This window comes from Pseudoalteromonas sp. 20-92 (assembly GCF_030847595.1).
Lineage (GTDB): Bacteria > Pseudomonadota > Gammaproteobacteria > Enterobacterales > Alteromonadaceae > Pseudoalteromonas > Pseudoalteromonas fuliginea.
Window position 1 is genome coordinate 19,973 of the sequence record NZ_JANJGQ010000011.1, and the last position, 17,008, is coordinate 36,980.

Annotated in this window: 15 protein-coding genes; 8 read left to right on the forward strand and 7 right to left on the reverse strand. The window is 38.7% G+C overall.

Going from position 1 to position 17,008, the window contains the following annotated elements:
• Nucleotides 1–121 precede the first annotated feature (121 nt).
• Both NRL14_RS11240 and NRL14_RS11245 read left to right on the forward strand, forming a co-directional pair.
• A complete protein-coding gene (locus NRL14_RS11240; RefSeq protein ID WP_306724689.1) occupies nt 122–2,359 on the forward strand; it encodes an Ig-like domain-containing protein in 2,238 nt (745 codons plus the stop codon).
• Between the two features lie 200 nt (nt 2,360–2,559).
• On the forward strand, nt 2,560–3,138 hold the full coding sequence (locus NRL14_RS11245) for a hypothetical protein (RefSeq protein ID WP_306724725.1): 579 nt from the start codon (nt 2,560–2,562) through the stop codon (nt 3,136–3,138).
• A 2-nt stretch (nt 3,139–3,140) separates the two neighbouring features.
• Here the strand turns inward: NRL14_RS11245 and NRL14_RS11250 are convergent, their stop codons facing one another.
• A complete protein-coding gene (locus NRL14_RS11250) occupies nt 3,141–3,521 on the reverse strand; it encodes a hypothetical protein (RefSeq protein WP_008138679.1) in 381 nt (126 codons plus the stop codon).
• Nucleotides 3,522–3,619: 98 nt separating this feature from the next.
• Here NRL14_RS11250 and NRL14_RS11255 point away from each other — a divergent pair, with 98 nt between their 5' ends.
• The gene (locus tag NRL14_RS11255; RefSeq protein WP_033040561.1) at nt 3,620–4,060 is read left to right on the forward strand and encodes a TerB family tellurite resistance protein; all 441 of its coding nucleotides are present in this window, start codon (nt 3,620–3,622) and stop codon (nt 4,058–4,060) included.
• Between the two features lie 17 nt (nt 4,061–4,077).
• On the opposite strand, the gene NRL14_RS11260 is transcribed toward NRL14_RS11255, so the two are convergent.
• Nucleotides 4,078–4,644, reverse strand: coding sequence for an NADPH-dependent FMN reductase (locus NRL14_RS11260; protein ID WP_149613420.1), 567 nt, complete (start codon nt 4,642–4,644; stop codon nt 4,078–4,080).
• A 119-nt stretch (nt 4,645–4,763) separates the two neighbouring features.
• Here NRL14_RS11260 and NRL14_RS11265 point away from each other — a divergent pair, with 119 nt between their 5' ends.
• A complete protein-coding gene (locus NRL14_RS11265) occupies nt 4,764–5,663 on the forward strand; it encodes a LysR family transcriptional regulator (protein WP_149613421.1) in 900 nt (299 codons plus the stop codon).
• 194 nt (nt 5,664–5,857) lie between these two features.
• Here the strand turns inward: NRL14_RS11265 and norR are convergent, their stop codons facing one another.
• The gene (gene norR, locus NRL14_RS11270; protein ID WP_096792241.1) at nt 5,858–7,414 is read right to left on the reverse strand and encodes a nitric oxide reductase transcriptional regulator NorR; all 1,557 of its coding nucleotides are present in this window, start codon (nt 7,412–7,414) and stop codon (nt 5,858–5,860) included.
• A gap of 160 nt (nt 7,415–7,574) precedes the next feature.
• Between norR and NRL14_RS11275 the strand changes: the two genes are divergently transcribed.
• From NRL14_RS11275 to hmpA, 3 genes are read left to right on the forward strand one after another with little or no spacing between them, the layout of a single operon-like run.
• Nucleotides 7,575–7,844: a hypothetical protein gene (locus tag NRL14_RS11275; RefSeq protein ID WP_007584928.1), complete on the forward strand. Its 270-nt coding sequence runs from the start codon at nt 7,575–7,577 to the stop codon at nt 7,842–7,844.
• A complete protein-coding gene (locus NRL14_RS11280) occupies nt 7,844–9,076 on the forward strand; it encodes an NnrS family protein (protein ID WP_306724690.1) in 1,233 nt (410 codons plus the stop codon). Before NRL14_RS11275 ends, NRL14_RS11280 begins: the two co-directional genes overlap by 1 nt.
• 24 nt (nt 9,077–9,100) lie before the next feature.
• Nucleotides 9,101–10,282 carry an NO-inducible flavohemoprotein gene (hmpA, locus tag NRL14_RS11285; protein ID WP_306724691.1) on the forward strand — a complete coding sequence of 394 codons (1,182 nt, stop codon included), beginning with the start codon at nt 9,101–9,103 and terminating at the stop codon, nt 10,280–10,282.
• Between the two features lie 95 nt (nt 10,283–10,377).
• On the opposite strand, the gene NRL14_RS11290 is transcribed toward hmpA, so the two are convergent.
• Entirely contained in the window at nt 10,378–11,031 is a 654-nt protein-coding gene (locus tag NRL14_RS11290) for an endonuclease (RefSeq protein ID WP_033030270.1), read from the reverse strand.
• Nucleotides 11,032–11,223: 192 nt separating this feature from the next.
• Nucleotides 11,224–13,935, reverse strand: a complete 2,712-nt coding sequence (locus NRL14_RS11295; RefSeq protein ID WP_306724692.1) for a TonB-dependent receptor — start codon at nt 13,933–13,935, stop codon at nt 11,224–11,226.
• 423 nt (nt 13,936–14,358) lie between these two features.
• Here NRL14_RS11295 and NRL14_RS11300 point away from each other — a divergent pair, with 423 nt between their 5' ends.
• Nucleotides 14,359–14,739 carry a hypothetical protein gene (locus NRL14_RS11300; RefSeq protein ID WP_008138697.1) on the forward strand — a complete coding sequence of 127 codons (381 nt, stop codon included), beginning with the start codon at nt 14,359–14,361 and terminating at the stop codon, nt 14,737–14,739.
• Nucleotides 14,740–14,749: 10 nt separating this feature from the next.
• Here the strand turns inward: NRL14_RS11300 and NRL14_RS11305 are convergent, their stop codons facing one another.
• Together NRL14_RS11305 and NRL14_RS11310 are read right to left on the reverse strand one after the other, a co-directional pair.
• Nucleotides 14,750–15,190 carry a PaaI family thioesterase gene (locus tag NRL14_RS11305; protein WP_033030264.1) on the reverse strand — a complete coding sequence of 147 codons (441 nt, stop codon included), beginning with the start codon at nt 15,188–15,190 and terminating at the stop codon, nt 14,750–14,752.
• Between the two features lie 234 nt (nt 15,191–15,424).
• A complete protein-coding gene (locus tag NRL14_RS11310) occupies nt 15,425–16,915 on the reverse strand; it encodes a M12 family metallo-peptidase (protein WP_306724693.1) in 1,491 nt (496 codons plus the stop codon).
• Between the last annotated feature and the right edge of the window lie 93 nt (nt 16,916–17,008).

Consider the following 17,008-nt stretch of genomic DNA (forward strand, 5'->3'; position numbering starts at 1 on the left):
TGATAAAGGTAACTCAAAGGATAAGGTTTTTCTTTAGTGTGATTGGTAAAGTTTAAATTGCGTTACATATTTCTAACTTGTTTGATAATATTAGTAAAAATATAATTATTAGGGAATTAATGTGAAATTTAAATTTGCTAGGGATATTGCACTACTTTTTTTTGTTGTATCTATAATTGCAGGGTGTGGCGGTGGAAGTTCAAGTGATTCTGATGAGGAAATTAAGCAACAATTAATAGTGACAATAGATGGACCTAACAGTGTTGACGAAGAAGATGGATTTACACTTGTTGCCAGTGTAAATCAGAGTTCAGAGGGGCTCACTTTCACGTGGTTTAACCAAGATAGCCTGTTGGTCGGTGAAGGCGCGCAATTAAATATCGAAAGCTTAGATGTTAAAGAAGACTCTGATTTAACTTATGTTTTATATGTTTTTGACGGTGAAAGCGAAATTCGTACTGAATATACTCTAACTGTTAAGCATCGCATAAATGTTGTCACAGCACCCAAGGATACTACTAATACAGTTTTATTATTACAAAACAAGCTTCTTTTGGAAGCGCAATCACTTAGTAACTTGCTTATACAAAAAAATAGTGGGGAAGTCATAACGCAAGAAACAGTTTGTCCAAATGGCGGCTTGAACACACTCACTTACCTCGATAACGATGATTCGGCAACAGTATCTCAAGGGGATAGACTTAAACAAACTTTTCAAGATTGCTTGGTAAGTTATCAAACTATACTAGTAGGTACTAGGTTGGTATCTATAAATGATGTAGATGAGCAAAGTAAATCTATTGATTTTACAGTTAATAATGATGCAGTAGATATTGTCGATATGAATAGTAACTATAGTGGTTTTATGTCTTTTAAAGGCAGTTACTCTACACAGCTTTCTTACTCGCCCAGTAGCCGAAATATAACTATAGTCGCAGATGAGAATTTACACGCAACATCGTTAAAAGAAACTTACCTTAATGACGAAGTTTATAACATTAATATAAAAAATCTATTAATTGATAAAAATATAGATTTTAACACTGCTACATATTCTATAAGCACGAACGGCAACGTTTTTGATTCTAACCTAAATGGTGAGTTTAGCTTTTCTCAAGAAGAGCCGTGGTTCGGTTATTTCTTGGAATACCCCCATAAAGGCTCAATGAAAGTTGAATCACAAAAAGAATTTTTATTACTAGAGAGTAATTTTGTTACAGATTCTGAGCAGTTTCTCGTCAAATATGATCAAGAGGAGTTCGCGCTTTATTGGGATTATTTTTCTGTTGATGGGCTTGCTTCGTTTGATGAAAATAATCATATCATTTCATTTCGTGTAGATAATTTTCAGCGTATATATGATAACGATCTAGGTCAAAAATTAGTGCCAGTTGATGGACCCATAACACTTACTTTTTCTCGAGCGGTTCAGTCTGCAACGGCTTTTTTTCAAAAGGAGTATGATTATAGCACAGGTAATTTACCTGCTAGAGTAGAAATTGCAGGTGCCAAAATAAATATTTATCCTGAAAGTTTCCTTCAAGCTGGTTCAAATTATAGTTTAAATATTTCTGAGATAGTTAGCGTTACAGGGCAGAACTTGAGCTGGATAAATGCTGATATAAGTACGACTGATAGCATTATTCCAAAATTGACAAGCGACAATTACTTTTATCAAGATGATGCATATCCAACCTTGAGCGCACAAGAGAGCATACTAAATAATGGTGAAAGCTTTTCGTATAAATGGGTTGATGTAAGTGGTTTGGGTATCGAATTTGATAATGATGAAGCAGTATCTACGAGCTTCAGTTTACCTCAAAATATTGAGTCAGATTTAATTATAGAGCTTATTATCACCAATGAGTTGGGTGAAGTTGCCAGAGAACGAATTACACTAAAATACCTTCCAAAATCTGGTACTTATTTGTACATAAGTGGTGAAGAAGGGGACTACATAAGCTCAGGAAAAAAAATTATTGAAACGTTAAATACAGGCGACTTTTCGACTAGCTTTGATGGCGAGGATATGTCGCATTTAGCATTTTCCTTTGAAAATAATATAAGCTTTTGGAATTTAGATTTAAAAGCACCAGGCAACGAGCGCTTATCTGTCGCTAAATATAGCAATGCGACTCGCTATCCTTTTCAAGACTCATCATCACCAGGATTAAGCTTTACTGGAGAGCATAGGGGATGTAATGAAGTGTATGGCGAGTTCGAAGTTTTTGAGCTTGAAGAAAATACTGAAGAAGTTCAAAAGCTAGCGGTAAACTTCACACAACGTTGTGAAAGTAATGATTCTCCAGAGTTAAAAGGGTACATTAGGTTTAATTCTGAAATACCCTTGAATCCATAATTATAAAAAACTAAGCGCGAATTTCGCGCTTTTTTATAGGCATTTAAATGCCTTTGCGCTAAGTAAATGCTAATAACTGCATACACGATCTATTATAAAAAGAGTTGCAGTATTGTTAGTTAACTTCTTAACTAGAATTTAGGTTTGTTTAGCTAAATTTAATTTTTATCATATAAGGCTTTTTAGTGAATAAATTATCAATGACAGCGTTATTACTTGCCTCATCAACAGCTATTGCACGCCCTGCGCCTTTGGTATCTATACCGACGCATGATGCGTTTTTTAATAATATTGCAGCGCACTGTGGTAAAGCGTTTGAGGGTAAAGTAAGTGTAGATAATGCAAAAGGGCCAAGCTCATTTGACAATAATAAACTGGTTATGCATGTTCGTAAATGTAGCAATAGCGAGCTACAAGTACCGTTTCATGTAGGGGATGATGCATCGCGTACATGGATCATAACTAAAACGGGCAGTGGTTTGAGTTTAAAACACGATCATCGCCATAAAGATGGTAGCGACGACGCATCCACTATGTATGGTGGCCATACACTTGATGCAGGATTTGCTCAAATGCAGTCGTTTCCAGCAGACCAGTACTCTAAAGAGTTATTTGTAGCACAAGGCATTGCACAGTCTGTAGGTAATACATGGCAAATGTATATTTACCCGGAAGTATTTACTTATCGGTTAATTCGCCAAGGGCGTGAGTTTAAAGTGGATTTTGATTTAACTAAACCTATTACTCCACCATCAGCACCTTGGGGTTATAAAGACTAAGGTTACTTGCCCTTGCTTGTATCTTCTTTAGTTTCGCATTGTAGTAAAACACTTAAATCTGGTTGATAGGCGCGTGGCTTAGTTGGAAAACGTTCATATTCTTGCACGCCTTCAAGCACTTTCAACATAAAGGTGTTGCCACGACATAAGCGCTCAGCATGGCGTAATAAAAATACGCTTTGGTTGGAAAAGTGTTTGTAATCGTCAGACTTAATTTTTATTTTATAATTGTCTTCGCCAATTTTTGTTTGGTAGTAATGCACTTTGTTGTCAAAGTCGTAGAGTTTTTCTGTTTCGGCTTTTTCAGCAAAGGCTGTATTTGCGCTCGAAAGGGCGACCAGTATCGCGCCTATAGTGAAGCGTGGAGAGTTTAATCCTTTCATAAAAATGTATCCTTTAATTTGCGAACTTTATACCCATTAATATGAGTTATAAGGCCGATTAATTTTCGTTTAGTCTAACACCCAAAAGGGAAAGTGTGATGTTCAAACAGATAAAACAACTTTTTGCTGTATTCGATGACCAGCAGCCAAGTATGCAAAAGCACGATTTAAAAACAGCCGTTGCTGCATTGTTAATTGAAGTTATGCGCGCTGATGCCAAGCTTGAACATGATGAACAACAAACCCTGACTGTAACCTTAAAAAAGTACTTTAATTTAACAGATATCGAAGTTGATGAGCTCACCACTAATGCGGCGAGTAGTTTGGATGGTGCGATAGATTACTTTCAGTTTTCAAAACAGATTAATGAGCATTGCAGCGCGGTACAGCGAATAGAAATAATAGAACTATTATGGCGCTTAGCGTATGCCGATGGAGAAATAGATCCCCAAGAAGACTACGTAATACGTAAAGTCGCAGGGCTTTTATATGTAACGCATACCGATTTTATCGCCGCAAAAATAGCGGCGACAAAGTAAGTAGGCGGGCGTGCAAGTTATTTTAACTTACTTGCAACGCTTACTAATTGATGAGCAAGGGCTGATACTTTTTCAGCCGTTACAGGTTCATTTATTTGCCCATTTTCATCAAACAAAGTGTGTACAGCGGGTACAGCAAGCTGATCGGCAAGCACTAACGAACCAATGCCGCTTAATATATCACGCACATGATTTAAACCTCGTAATCCGCCAAGCCCACCTGGCGATGCTGCAAACAAAGCGACCACTTTATTACGAAAAGCAGGAACAGCACCTTGTTCTGTGCGCGATGCCCAATCAATGGCGTTTTTTAGTGCTGCGGTAATAGAGCCGTTGTACTCTGGGCTTGCTAGTAAAATACCGTCGGCTTTACGTAGCTTGTCTTTCAAAAGCTGTACATCGCTTGGTGTGCCTTGCGCTTCTATATCTTCGTTAAATAGTGGGATGTTTAATTCGTTTAGTTTTATTACTTCTACTTCAGCACCTGTTTGTAGAGCAAAACGTGCTGCTTCATTAATAATTTTTTGATTAAAGCTTTCTTGGCGAAGGCTTCCTGCTAGAGCGATAATTTTTGGTGCTGACATGGTAGTGGCCTTTTAATGTTTTAAGTTTCATGGCTAATGTAGCAAAATTTTGCTTGTAGAAAACCCCAATAAACGCAACACTTATGTGCGTATATGCACATAAGTGAAAGGTAGGCAGCATGGCGATAAAGTTTGAAGATTGGCAAGACGTTAAAGTAGCGTTTGAAGTAGCACGTTTAGGCACGCTAACAGCGGCAGCAGAAGAGCTTAATGTGCACCACAGCACAGTGCTTAGACGAATTAATAATCTAGAAAAAAACTTAAATGCACGACTTTTTCATCGCCATGCCCGTGGTTATAAAGTAACTGAAATTGGCACTAAGTTATTCGCAACGGCGCAAACTATTCATAGTTCGTTAGAGCAGCTTCATAACGATATTGCTTCGGCAGACAGTACACTTAGAGGGAGTTTGTTGCTAACGACGGTAAGCGGTTTTATGGATATACTTGGGGATGTGTGTGAGCAGTTTCAAGCGTTACACCCGCAGGTGCAGTTAGAAGTTATTTTAGAACAAAAAAGGCTAAGGCTCGATCACGGGCAAGCACATATTGCTGTGCGTGCAGGCCCAAGGCCTGATGAAGGCGATTATATTGCTCAACATTTGGCGCAGCTTTCATCGGGCTTATACGCTAATAAACGTTATATTAATAAATACGGCATGCCTAAATTATTAAGTGATTTACAACAGCATAATTTTGTATCGGGTGTGGCAGGTTTTAATGCCCGCGTGCCTTATTTTGCGTGGGCTGATGAACATATTCCCGCATCGCAAATAAAGCTGCGAGTATCTGAAACCGCAGAAGCGACTCGTGCAATAATTAAAGGGCTAGGTATTGGCGGATTGCAGCATGACGTAGCGGCGCAATATCCTGATTTAGTGCCTATATTACACAGTGAGTTAAGCTGGCCTACCGATGTATGGTTAGTCACGCATCACTTAGTGCATCGCACTGCTAAAGTACAAGCTTTTGCAGGGTTGCTAAAAACACATTTTAGTAAGTTAGCTGCTAATCAATAGTTTTATACCAACCTGCATAAATCTTTGATCAATTTAACGAATTAAATTTCACTATAACGTCGTTAAAAATTTTTTATTTAGAACAACTAGATACAAAAATTTTTGCCTAGTTCTAGCGTAATTTTCTTAACGTTAAATAGACCCCATATATAAGCAGATTGGTATTAGCCGCATTTTAGCTATGTTTTAAATGATTATAGTGTTTTTTTCACTTCTATCCCTAGGCGTTTAGCCAAGCGTACTAAGTTAGCTCTATCTAATTCAAGCACTCTTGCTGCTGCTGACCAGTTGTAGTTATGCTTCTTTAATTGCTCAGTAATTACGTTGTATTGCAACGATTCTACAGTTTGCTTTAAAGGTTGGTTGATTAAGGTGTTGGTTGTACTTTGGCTTGCTACTAGAGAGTTTTGCGGCGCACTCGGGATTAAATCACAGTGCTCGCTTGTAATGGTTATTATTGGATTTTGCCATTGGCTTTGTTTTGCTTTTAGGGCGCTGCGGCTAATGACATGTTCAAGCTCGCGCACGTTACCTGGCCAGCTGTACTGATTAAGTAATGCTTGCGCTTCGGGGCTTAGTTTTAATTGTTTTATCCCTAATTTACGGGCTGTTTGCTCAATAAAATAACCAGCTAAGAGTGTTATGTCGTGCTCGCGTTTACTAAGTGGTGGCACAGTAATAGGGTAGACACTGAGGCGATGGTATAAATCGGCTCTAAAGCGACCTTGAGCTACTTCTTCTTTTAAATTTCTGTTGGTTGCAGCAACAACGCGTACATTTACGTATTTTGGCGTGTCTTCTCCTACCGTTTGTATTTCGCCACTTTGTAGCACTCGTAATAGTTTACTTTGCATGGCAAGGGGTAGTTCGCCTATTTCATCTAAAAATAACGTGCCGCCATCAGCTAATTGAAATTTACCTTGGCGCGAATTTAGTGCGCCTGTAAAAGCCCCTTTAGAATGACCAAAAAATTCACTTTCGGCGAGGTTTTCGGGAAGTGAGGCACAATTTAAGTGAATAAGCGGTTGATCTTTTCGAGCTGAATTTAAGTGAATGTTACGCGCAACAAGTTCTTTCCCTACCCCTGTTTCACCTAATATCAGCACGCTAAAGTTAGATGCTGCAACGAGTTTAATGTCGTTTTTAAGTGTTTGCATTAGCGGGCTTTGACCAATAATTTCACCGCCGTCCCGTGTTAATGCTTCACGATTTAGTTCTTGTACTAATGCACTTGAGTGCTGTGCATGCTGTTTGTAATGGGCAAGTTCTAAGGCCGTTTTAAAGTGCGCACTACACAGCGTTTGTAAAGTATTGAGTGTATCAGCGCTTATGCTGTTAAATGCATTGGCGTTAAGGCTATCAAACGTAAGTACGCCAAGTAGCGCGTTTTTATCATAAAGAGGTAAACCTAAACATGCATGTACCGGTATGTCGCCGGTTTTAGCTAATAGTAATCCGTCGTATGGATCGGGTAGTGGGCAGTCGTGCGCAAATTGCAGCGCAAGTGTGCTTTTGCAAATAGCTTCTAGGCGAGGGTGCTCTGCTATTTTAAATCGTCTGCCTAAACTGTCGGGCATTAATCCTTTAATTGCCAGTGGTTTTAATTGCTCGCCCTGAAGCGCTAATAACGCACTTGCATCACTAGGAATCACCCGCTCAACCGTTGCTAGTAATTGATCAAAACTATGCTCGTGCAGTGTACTTTGAGCAAGCTCTAGAGCAACTTGGGTAAGGTTGAATTGCTGGTTCATGTCAAAATGACCTGTTTGTGTTTTTATGAGTTAACTTATAGTAGGTCATAAAGACTCATAGTGTAAAGTGGTTTAATTTAACTTATTGAATTTAAATGAATAAAGTTGTTGGCACAGTATGTGTAATAGCTAAGTAACGTAGTTAGTTACAGAGATCGCCATGAACACTCTAATGCTGAATAATTTAAATAATCAAACACAGTTTAGTTCACTATACGAAACAGTATTATTTGCTGCCAATACGGCATTAGCTGTGAGTTTAGTGTGTATTACGGCAAGTATTTTAATTAGCTACCCGTTTGCTGAGTACTTTTCCATGGCGGTGCAAGTATCAGCTCATATTGGGACTATTGTTATTGCTGCTATTTTAAAAGTAAGTTACGTACTGCGCTGTGTTGCACAACATGGTTTAGGGCAGGAGGTGCGATAATGCGCCCTATAAACTTAACTGAGCCAATGCCAGCACGCGTTGCTATTCATCAAGTATCTCAATGGCCATTATGGATGCTCGCTTTTAGACCTTTCTTTTTAGGCGGTGGCTTATTGGCATTTTTGTCGGTGGGGTATTGGCTACTTATTTTAACAGGCCATGCAAGTTGGCACTCATCGATACCTGCGACATTATGGCACGCGCACGAAATGCTGTTTGGCTTTGCAGGAGTTGTAGCTGTTGGCTTTTTACTTACCGCTGCACAAACATGGACAGGCGTACCGAGCATAAGTGGCAAAGCCCTTATGTGGCTTACGTTTATATGGCTTGCAGCGCGCTTAGCCTTTTTTGTGATATTGCCTGATATTGCTCATTTTAATTTATATGCTGCACTTACATTACAAGTTATTTGGTGGCTAGGCGCCATAGCCGCGTTGGCTAATATGTTATTAAAAGCCAATAGCAAAAGTAACTATCCATTTTTAGCTATTTTAGCTGTGCTTTGTGGGCTCAATGTATTGTATTTAATACTCATTTTACAGAAAAACATGCAACTTGCACTTGGTGTGGTTGATACCGCAGTACTGGTTATTACTTTACTAGTTGGCATTGTTGCGGGTCGCGTTTTACCATTTTTTACCGCTAAAGGTCTGGGTTTAACCGAGCAAGTTCGCACTCCTAAAATAGATAAAGCGGTGATGTATTTATCTATTTTGGCTATCACTTTATTTTTCATCGACAAGTTGTTTTTGAACACGATTAATCCTGCATTGGTTGTTGCAACGGTTGCTGTGCTTCATCTGGTCAGGGCTGGTTGTTGGTGGGATAGCAAGGTATTGAGAGTGCCGTTGTTATGGTCTTTGCATTTTTCGTACCTTGCTCTAGGTGTTGGTTTGATGCTGGTGGCAATAAGCTTTTATAGCAGTGCAATACAATTTAAAGATGCGCTGCACTTAATCACTATTGGCACAATAGGTATGATGATTTTAGCAATGATGACGCGTGTATCGCATGGTCATACAGGGCGTACACTCGCTATTCCTCATTACATGGCTGTTGCTTTTGCGTTTTTGCTTGTGGCCGCTATTACTCGTTCATTACTCCCTTTTATTATTGGGCCTCACCTTGCTTGGCAAATAAGTGCTTTGCTGTGGCTAGTGGCTTTTTCATTATTTTTAATTCACTGCACACCTATATTAACGCGGCGTCGTGTTGATGGGCGTCGTGGTTAGTTCATCCATCCATAGGAAACACATATGTTATCTGATAAAACCATTGAGATTGTAAAAAGCACAGTTCCGTTATTAGCGCAGGCGGGTACGGTTGTTACCGATCATTTTTATAAGCGTTTATTTAGCCATAATCCTGAGCTTAAAAATATTTTTAATATGGCGAATCAAGATACAGGTCGTCAGCAATTTGCACTTTTTAATGCATTGGCTGCGTATGCACAAAATATTGATAATTTAGCCGTATTAAAAGAAGCGCTAACACGTATTAATCATAAACATACAAGCTTGAATATTTTACCTGAGCATTACCCTATTGTAGGTGCGCATTTAATTGGTACATTAAAAGAGCTTATTCCTGAGCAATTTACTCCCGATGTTGAATACGCTTGGCGCGAAGCTTACGGCGTACTTGCTGATATTTGTATAACCGAAGAAGCTGCTTTGTATGAGCACAGTAAAAATAAACACGGTGGTTGGGCGGGAACTCGCCAATTTAAAATAACCAACAAACAGGCCGAATCAGAACTAGTAACAAGCTTTACACTTACGCCAGTTGATGGCGAAGCTGTTATTAAACATAAACCAGGGCAGTATTTAGGTATTAAAGTTAAGCCAGAGGGCGCTGAATATGAAGAAATTCGCCAGTATTCTATTTCGCAAAAAAGTAACGCTAAAAACTACCGTATTAGTGTTAAAAAAGAGCTACAGCCAAAGCCTGGCATGGTGTCTAATTATTTACACTCATTAGAGCAAGGCACTATTGTTGAGTTATACCCGCCGGCAGGAGACTTCTTTTTACGCAATAACACAAACCCAGCGGTACTCATTTCAGCAGGTGTTGGGCAAACGCCAATGCTGGCTATGCTTGAAACGTTATTAAGTGATAATTCTAATCAAGAGATTATGTATTTACATGCCTGCGAAAATACTCAGCAGCACTTGTTTTCAAAATATTTAAATGAGTTAACAGCGCAGAATAACCACTTGCAAACAATAACGTGGTTTAATCAAGCGACAGAGGGCGTTGACTTTACTGGGTTAATGAGCTTAAACGCAGTACAAGCACAGCTACCATTGAGTAATGGCGACTTTTACTTGTGTGGCCCTGCGGGGTTCATGGCATTTATAAAAAACCAATTACTTGGGCTCGGTGTTAAAAGTGAGCATATTCATTACGAAATATTTGGCCCGCATCAAGACTTATAATACCGTTTAAAAGTGGGCATATTTTAGATAATTATTTAGCCTACTAACTTAATCGCGCACTATAAGGTTTACTCAATAGTGCGCAACCAATTAAATTATAGCTTTTTAGTATCACTTTGCGCTGCAAACGTTTGTTTTTGCCATGCATTAAAGAGCTTTTGTTGCTTATCTGATATCTTTAAACCGTAGGTTCTTTGCATATAAGCATAGGTGTCGGCTATACGTTTTCGCGCATAAACAGGCGGTTCAACTACACGTTGTTTAAAGTTTACTTTTACTTCGCAGCGACCATACTGTGTGGCGTTTTCGCTAAGCATGCCAAATCGATAATTGGAGCGATCGGCATTAATTTCGCCAATAGCTGGCGCTAAGTTGTTTATATCGGCTTCCATTTTTCTAAATTTAGCACTTACTTTTCTACAATTTTTTCGCCCGCCATCTTGCCAACATTGTAGTTGATGACCAAATTCCCACGCCGGAACAATGTGTTCCCACTCAATGCGTAGTGCTCGCACGTTTATCTTACCTGAGCGTGTAAGCGTATTTCTCGGAACGTAACCACAGTTTGCGGGATCTGGAACGAGTTTTTTACCTTCTTTTTTAATGTCGCAGCCGCAGTAGATGCTTTTAGCGTTGTCAGGTAGGGTTTTAATAAGGTGTTTTTTTGCAGTAGAAAAACGGGTGAACTGCTCCGCCGATACCGAAACACACAAAAAACAAGCCAATAAGGCCAGAATAAATCGAGTCATATCCATCACATATGTGAACTACAGGAATGGCTAGTTTAAGCTGTTGATTAAAAAAGATAAAGGAGACTTAGAATTTAGCTTGAAATGGTTACTGGTACTTGCTCTTTTTATTTTTGTAAAAAAGCTGATAGTGCGGGGAAACTATCAGCTTTGTATAAGCTATTTAACCTGAGCTTTGGTTAAGATATTTACTTACATACTATAGCGAATACCTAAAAAGAATTGCCTACCAGTATGGTTATACTCTCGTGGTAAATTAAGTGTTCCGTCACCAGTGGTATACAAGCGCTCGTATTCATCGGTTAAGTTAATAGCTTCAAATGTTACGGTTACATTGTCATTGAGATTATAAAAAGCAGAAAGGTCATAATGTGCTGGACCTGTTGTTGCTTCTTCAGCATTACCATTACTGCCAGTATAATCAGTAATGTAGTTATCGCGTTTATTCATTGAAACGCGAGCGCCATAATTTTCTTCTTCGTAATAAAGTGTGAAATTATATGAATTTTTAGAAAGCCCCGTTATTTCTCCTGCGGATACGTGAGTGTAGTTAGAAACAATACCGGTATTTTTTAATAACCCCGGTAAAAAGCTAAATGGCTGTTGATATATTAGCTCAATACCTTTAACAACAGTTCCCTTGCCATTTACAGGTACGTAATGGGTGTAGGGTGTTGTTCTTGGGTCAAGTGCACTTGATGGATCGTATTGCGGATCGTTATCAATGAAAGGTAAGTATGCAGGGTCAACTAATTTTTCCTCAGTTGAGCTGGTGATGAAAGTACCTATATCTTTATAAAAACCAGTTAAAGCAAGTAGCGACTCTTCATCAAAATACCATTCGATACCTAAATCAGTATTTGTTGAGGTGAATGGGTCTAAAAATGGATTACCCGCACTGACTGTTCCATTTAAATAGGAGAATGATGGGTTACCTGGGTTTAGTGAGCCAAGGCTTGGACGAGTCATGGTTTTGGATAACCCTAAACGTACAACAACATCTTGCGTTGCATCCAGTGCTAAATTTAAAACAGGTAAAACATTATCGTAACTATTTTCAATTTCAACAGGATCGCTTTGAATAAAGCCCGTTGATGTTGTTTCTGTTTTTACATAACGTAAGCCTACATTTGTTCGTAGGAGCATATCAGATATTTCATATTCAAAATCTGATTGAATATAAGCAGCGATGGTTTCCTCTTCAACTTCCCAGCTTTGTGCACTTCGCGCCGTCCACTCTTTATTGAGTAGTTGTGATTCAATTGCATCAAAATCGGCCACAATAAATTGTGGCAACGTACCATCATAGCCTGAGCCATAATCATCGAAAGGCATTAATTGTGAAAAGCCGACGGATGACTCTTGATCCGGAAATCCATTAATTTGCGATTCATCATAGTTTACTGTTCTATCGTTATAAGCAACCCCACCTTTGATGCTCATAAAGTCTGTTTCGTAAGTTAAATCTAATTTGGCAGTATCATTTTTTCTGAGTACATCCGTAGCACGAAGTCGACCGTCTGTTAAATTAAATGAACTTGCATCTAAATTATCATAGCCATAATCCATCACTGCAGTATTTGCGCTATTTCCAAAATCAATTGAGACGGTATGAGGTGTATTGCTGGTCATATTATAACGATATTGCTCAGAGCGAGCATTTGACTCAGCGGTGCCGATCATTGCATCTAATTTTAAGTAGTCAGATAGGTGGTATTTACCAGATAACACATACTGTTTAAATTTTGTTTTAGATACCTGTTGACGGCTTTCTGCACGGGACTTTACTCCACTAAATGTACCTGCCTGAATTTGTTTTCCATTTTCGGCAACTGTAATAGAGTCTGGAGTGATCTCGCTAAATGTATTTCTGAACATTTCGAAGAAATTATACATCGTACGACTGTTGTCGAGGGTAGAATGCAAGGTATCGAAGGTAATTACTAAGTCATCGTTAGGCGCATACTGTAATGAGCCTGTAAAACCTAATCTATCTTGTTCATTACCAAAAAAATCAGGGCGGGGAAGTCGAGGAGTCCATAGGCAATTTACATCATCAACTTGCTCACCTTCAAATTCACAATTTCCCACATCAGTAGTGCCAATAACGTCAGTATTTGATGTGTCAGCATAGACACCGCCGCCGTCTTTGACGGGGGTTGTCCAGCGAACAGTACCAAAACCTTCTTGGCGAACTGTGCGCTTTGATTTAGCGACAGAGAATAAAGCCCCAAAGGTATCGTCAGCAAATGTATTACTGATCATAAATACCATTCTAGGGTCTGTCTCTTCTGTTAAATCGTTATAGCCTGCCTGTGCCGACGCAGCTACATGAAGACCGGGGGAATCAAAAGGTTTTGCTGAATACATATCGACAGTACCTGCAATACCTCCTTCTTCGGTTGCAGCTGTTGGTGATTTTTGAATATCAACGCGATTGAATAGCTCTGATGCAAAAACGTTGAAGTCAAATGCTCTTCCGCCATTTACACCACCACCCGAATCAGTCCCATCTGTACTAGCAGGAACTTCCATACCATTAAGGGTTGAGCGGGTAAAAGATGGGCCTAAACCACGTAGAGTAATTTGACGTCCTTCTCCTCCTTCTCGCGAAATTGCGACACCAGGGATCCGCTGTAGTGACTCTGCGATATTTAAATCTGGAAATTTACCAATGTCTTCGGCTGCAATTGATTCCGTGGTATTTACTTCAAACCTTTTGGTAGCCAGCGATTTATTAAGTGATGATCTAAAGCCTGTAACTTCGATTAACTCAATTTCACTTTTCTTTTTTATATTTGTTTGTTCGGCTTCTTCAGCACTGATTTGAGCTGTCGTGCTAATTAATAATGCACTAATAATGTAATTAAGTGGCCTGAGAGTGAATCTTTTTGACGTTTTCATTGTGTGTTCCTGCTGAATTTAGGTAATGCCACTCAGTTCAGATTTTGCACTTATTTTTTGTGTTATAAGTAAGCGTAAATATGAGTGAGGTGTGTTTGGCTTTATTTAAATACACCTCTTTAAGCAGTGTATTTAACCCGCACACTTAAAATGCCACCGGTGGCATGTGAAAGTCAAGGTTATTTTTTATACTTTTTTAAACAATAATTCACTTAATTTTAATCCTCAAAGGTCAACAGGCCATGGAGTTTATAAAAAAGTATTGTTTGTACTTAAAAATGATAAATATTAAATAATGGACTATGAATGCGTAAAACTATCTATTTACCATATAAAACAGCTTATATTACATAGTTGATTTGGTATAAAAGTAAAACTGCGTTAAAGTTTGCGGTGTAATCATTAGAGGATAAATACTAAACAATGTCGGAAATTCAATTTTTAAATGTAGATCTTGAGCTTGAATCAAAGCAAGATATTAGTTTGCTAGTGGCAGACTTGAAAAAAGTCGCGACGATTTTACATTATGACAAAGACGAATACCGTCAATTAGCCCGCATTGAAGCAACAGGTGTAGTAAACACGCCTGACAAAGCAATAAACCATATATGTGAGCTTATTGAATCGTGTTCGCGCAACGCGCTAAAGCAATGGTTAAGCTGTTCACGTAGAACATTTGATATTGGTTTTGAATCAGGCACATCGCCTAAGTGTTTTAACCAAGCTTTAGATGCAGATACATTATTACGTATATCTGCTATTGGTGCGGGTATGGAAATTACAATTTACCCAATCGAAAAGTAACAGTAAGTAATTATCTTCGCTCTACTACGGCTGCGGTCATTCTTGATACGCAGCAAAGCTCGTTTCGACTATTAGTAATTTTTATTTCCCAGACTGAACTACGCTTACCAATATGAAACGCTTTTGCGGTGGCTGTTAAAGTACCATTACGAGATGCTTTTAAGTGACTGGCGCTAATTTCTTGTCCGACACAATAAAACTGAGTGAAGTCGACTACGAAGTTAGCTGCATAACTTGCTACTGTTTCGGCAAGCACTACGTTGGCTCCTCCATGCACCATGCCCATTGGATTATGATGCGCTGGTATGGCAGGCATAGTTGCTACGAGGTAATCATCACCAATTTCGGTAATTTCAATTCCCATGGTTTTCATTAGTGTACCTTGGCCGTTTATACCCTCATCTAGCTGTTTGCAAAACTCTAAAGTAACAGGTTGATACCAAATACTCATAAGCTTACCTTTTAAAATAGTAGTAAAAATATGGCTTATATTTTCATAAAGTTAAGATAATGAAAATAAAAAAGTGGATCTAAATTTATAGCCAGATAGCGTGAGGCGGATAGTAAGAAGGAATAATAGGGATATCGTAGTTTATTGATACAATCGAGCAGTAAAGAAGAAATCGCCCTAGGCTAAATATAAGCAAGCAGCATAATGTTACTTGCTTATACTTAGCCAGATCTTTTATTGGTAACTAGCTATTAACTCTACATTACTAAAAGCACTGTAGCCTTTAATCATAATAGAGTAATTACCAGTGCGGGTGTCGCTACAGCTTTCATTATTTCCGTTTTTATACGGTCGGCAATCGTAGTTACTGCTCGTTGCAATTGCATTATATTTTACATGTAGGTCAACATCCCCAGTGCCATTAGAGGTCGAAAATGTGACTTGCTCAGCTTCACTTGGCACTGTAAAAGTAAACAATTGCTCACTGTTTCGATCACCACTAACAACGATAGATTGGTTATTTTGCAGTGTATTGTTATTTACCGGTGGGCTAGATGCAGATCTAAAATTTGCAATTGTTGGGTTTGTTAAATTTAAGACTCTAGCGTTATCGTGTTTTGATGGAGTTCCCATAACACTTCCGCTGTATGATTTGTTTGGATTTGACCAGTAATTGATTCTTGTGCAGTTATTTGTACAGTTATAAGCCATTACTGAACGCCATTGTGATTGAGGTTGCTGATAACCATGGCCGAACGAATAAGGAGATGTTGATGGATCGTTTTCAGGGTTATGACGAGCACCTTGTAAATGACCAATTTCATGACCGAAAGAGTAATAGCCGGTTGCACAGTCATAATCAACCATCGCAAATGCGCTGTTAGCATTTGCACCAATTGCTTTGGCTTGGCCACAGTAGCCGTTAATGTCGTTTATTAATATGACTACATCAGCACCGTATTGATCTCGTAGTGTGTGCGCTTCATCCATATAACCATCGTTTTTGGCAGCTAAACGATTTAAATCCGTACCTGAATTTGTAGCTTCAGTATAATTAACTCGGCTTACATGGGCCAAACTAACAACTGCATTGACACCTGAGTTTTGGTAACCCTGATTAGTCTCTACTATTGCAAGATCAATCAAGCTATTAATATCACTAGATTTTTGTTCTGCGGCTGGGGTGTATAAAACGAGTAAGCTAATATTGCTTTGCGCGTTAGTTGCCATAGCTGTTTGGAAGCTTTGTTCTGTTAAAATTTGTTCACTGATTGAAATAGTGTTATTAGATTGTTGATAATCGGGTGCATGCTCAGCAGGTTGTTTGGCAGGATCTAATTCAATAAAATTATGACCAGAATGTTTATTCGGTTGCAATTTATAAACATGTTCATTTACCTTTATCGTACCAGAAATCCCCTTTGTAGATTTTATCAGTGTTACTTCGTCACCATCTAAGCTTTTACCTACCCAGATTAAGTTACCAGTTGCTGATGTACTTGCTGTACTTTTGATAAATTCAATGTCACTTCCCTGAACAGGTAAAAAGAATGCATTGGTTTTTGCGCTTAGTTCGAAAAGCGGTTGCCCAAATTGAGATTGAGCATTACCTTCTTTATTAATGTTTTGCGTAAAGTTAGAGTGCTGCACTTCGAAAAGTGGGACTTGGGCATACGCATAGCCGCTAAACAATAAGCCAATAAACAATGGTGAATATTTTTTCATTTGATAATCCTTTTAAGTGTTTGTACACATAAAGTGTACATGTTAATAAGTTGTTTTCAATTTATTAACATGTGGCTGTCATCAAATTAGCCC

What these genes read in the sequence shown, in the direction of transcription:
- NRL14_RS11275 (WP_007584928.1), top strand. Translation starts at nt 7,575, where the DNA reads ATGAACACTCTAATGCTGAATAATTTAAATAATCAAACACAGTTTAGT.
- NRL14_RS11280 (WP_306724690.1), top strand. Translation starts at nt 7,844, where the DNA reads ATGCGCCCTATAAACTTAACTGAGCCAATGCCAGCACGCGTTGCTATT.
- hmpA (WP_306724691.1), top strand. Translation starts at nt 9,101, where the DNA reads ATGTTATCTGATAAAACCATTGAGATTGTAAAAAGCACAGTTCCGTTA.
- norR (WP_096792241.1), bottom strand. Translation starts at nt 7,414, where the DNA reads ATGAACCAGCAATTCAACCTTACCCAAGTTGCTCTAGAGCTTGCTCAA.
- NRL14_RS11300 (WP_008138697.1), top strand. Translation starts at nt 14,359, where the DNA reads ATGTCGGAAATTCAATTTTTAAATGTAGATCTTGAGCTTGAATCAAAG.
- NRL14_RS11305 (WP_033030264.1), bottom strand. Translation starts at nt 15,190, where the DNA reads ATGAGTATTTGGTATCAACCTGTTACTTTAGAGTTTTGCAAACAGCTA.
- NRL14_RS11255 (WP_033040561.1), top strand. Translation starts at nt 3,620, where the DNA reads ATGTTCAAACAGATAAAACAACTTTTTGCTGTATTCGATGACCAGCAG.
- NRL14_RS11265 (WP_149613421.1), top strand. Translation starts at nt 4,764, where the DNA reads ATGGCGATAAAGTTTGAAGATTGGCAAGACGTTAAAGTAGCGTTTGAA.
- NRL14_RS11310 (WP_306724693.1), bottom strand. Translation starts at nt 16,915, where the DNA reads ATGAAAAAATATTCACCATTGTTTATTGGCTTATTGTTTAGCGGCTAT.
- NRL14_RS11250 (WP_008138679.1), bottom strand. Translation starts at nt 3,521, where the DNA reads ATGAAAGGATTAAACTCTCCACGCTTCACTATAGGCGCGATACTGGTC.
- NRL14_RS11260 (WP_149613420.1), bottom strand. Translation starts at nt 4,644, where the DNA reads ATGTCAGCACCAAAAATTATCGCTCTAGCAGGAAGCCTTCGCCAAGAA.
- NRL14_RS11290 (WP_033030270.1), bottom strand. Translation starts at nt 11,031, where the DNA reads ATGACTCGATTTATTCTGGCCTTATTGGCTTGTTTTTTGTGTGTTTCG.
- NRL14_RS11245 (WP_306724725.1), top strand. Translation starts at nt 2,560, where the DNA reads ATGACAGCGTTATTACTTGCCTCATCAACAGCTATTGCACGCCCTGCG.
- NRL14_RS11295 (WP_306724692.1), bottom strand. Translation starts at nt 13,935, where the DNA reads ATGAAAACGTCAAAAAGATTCACTCTCAGGCCACTTAATTACATTATT.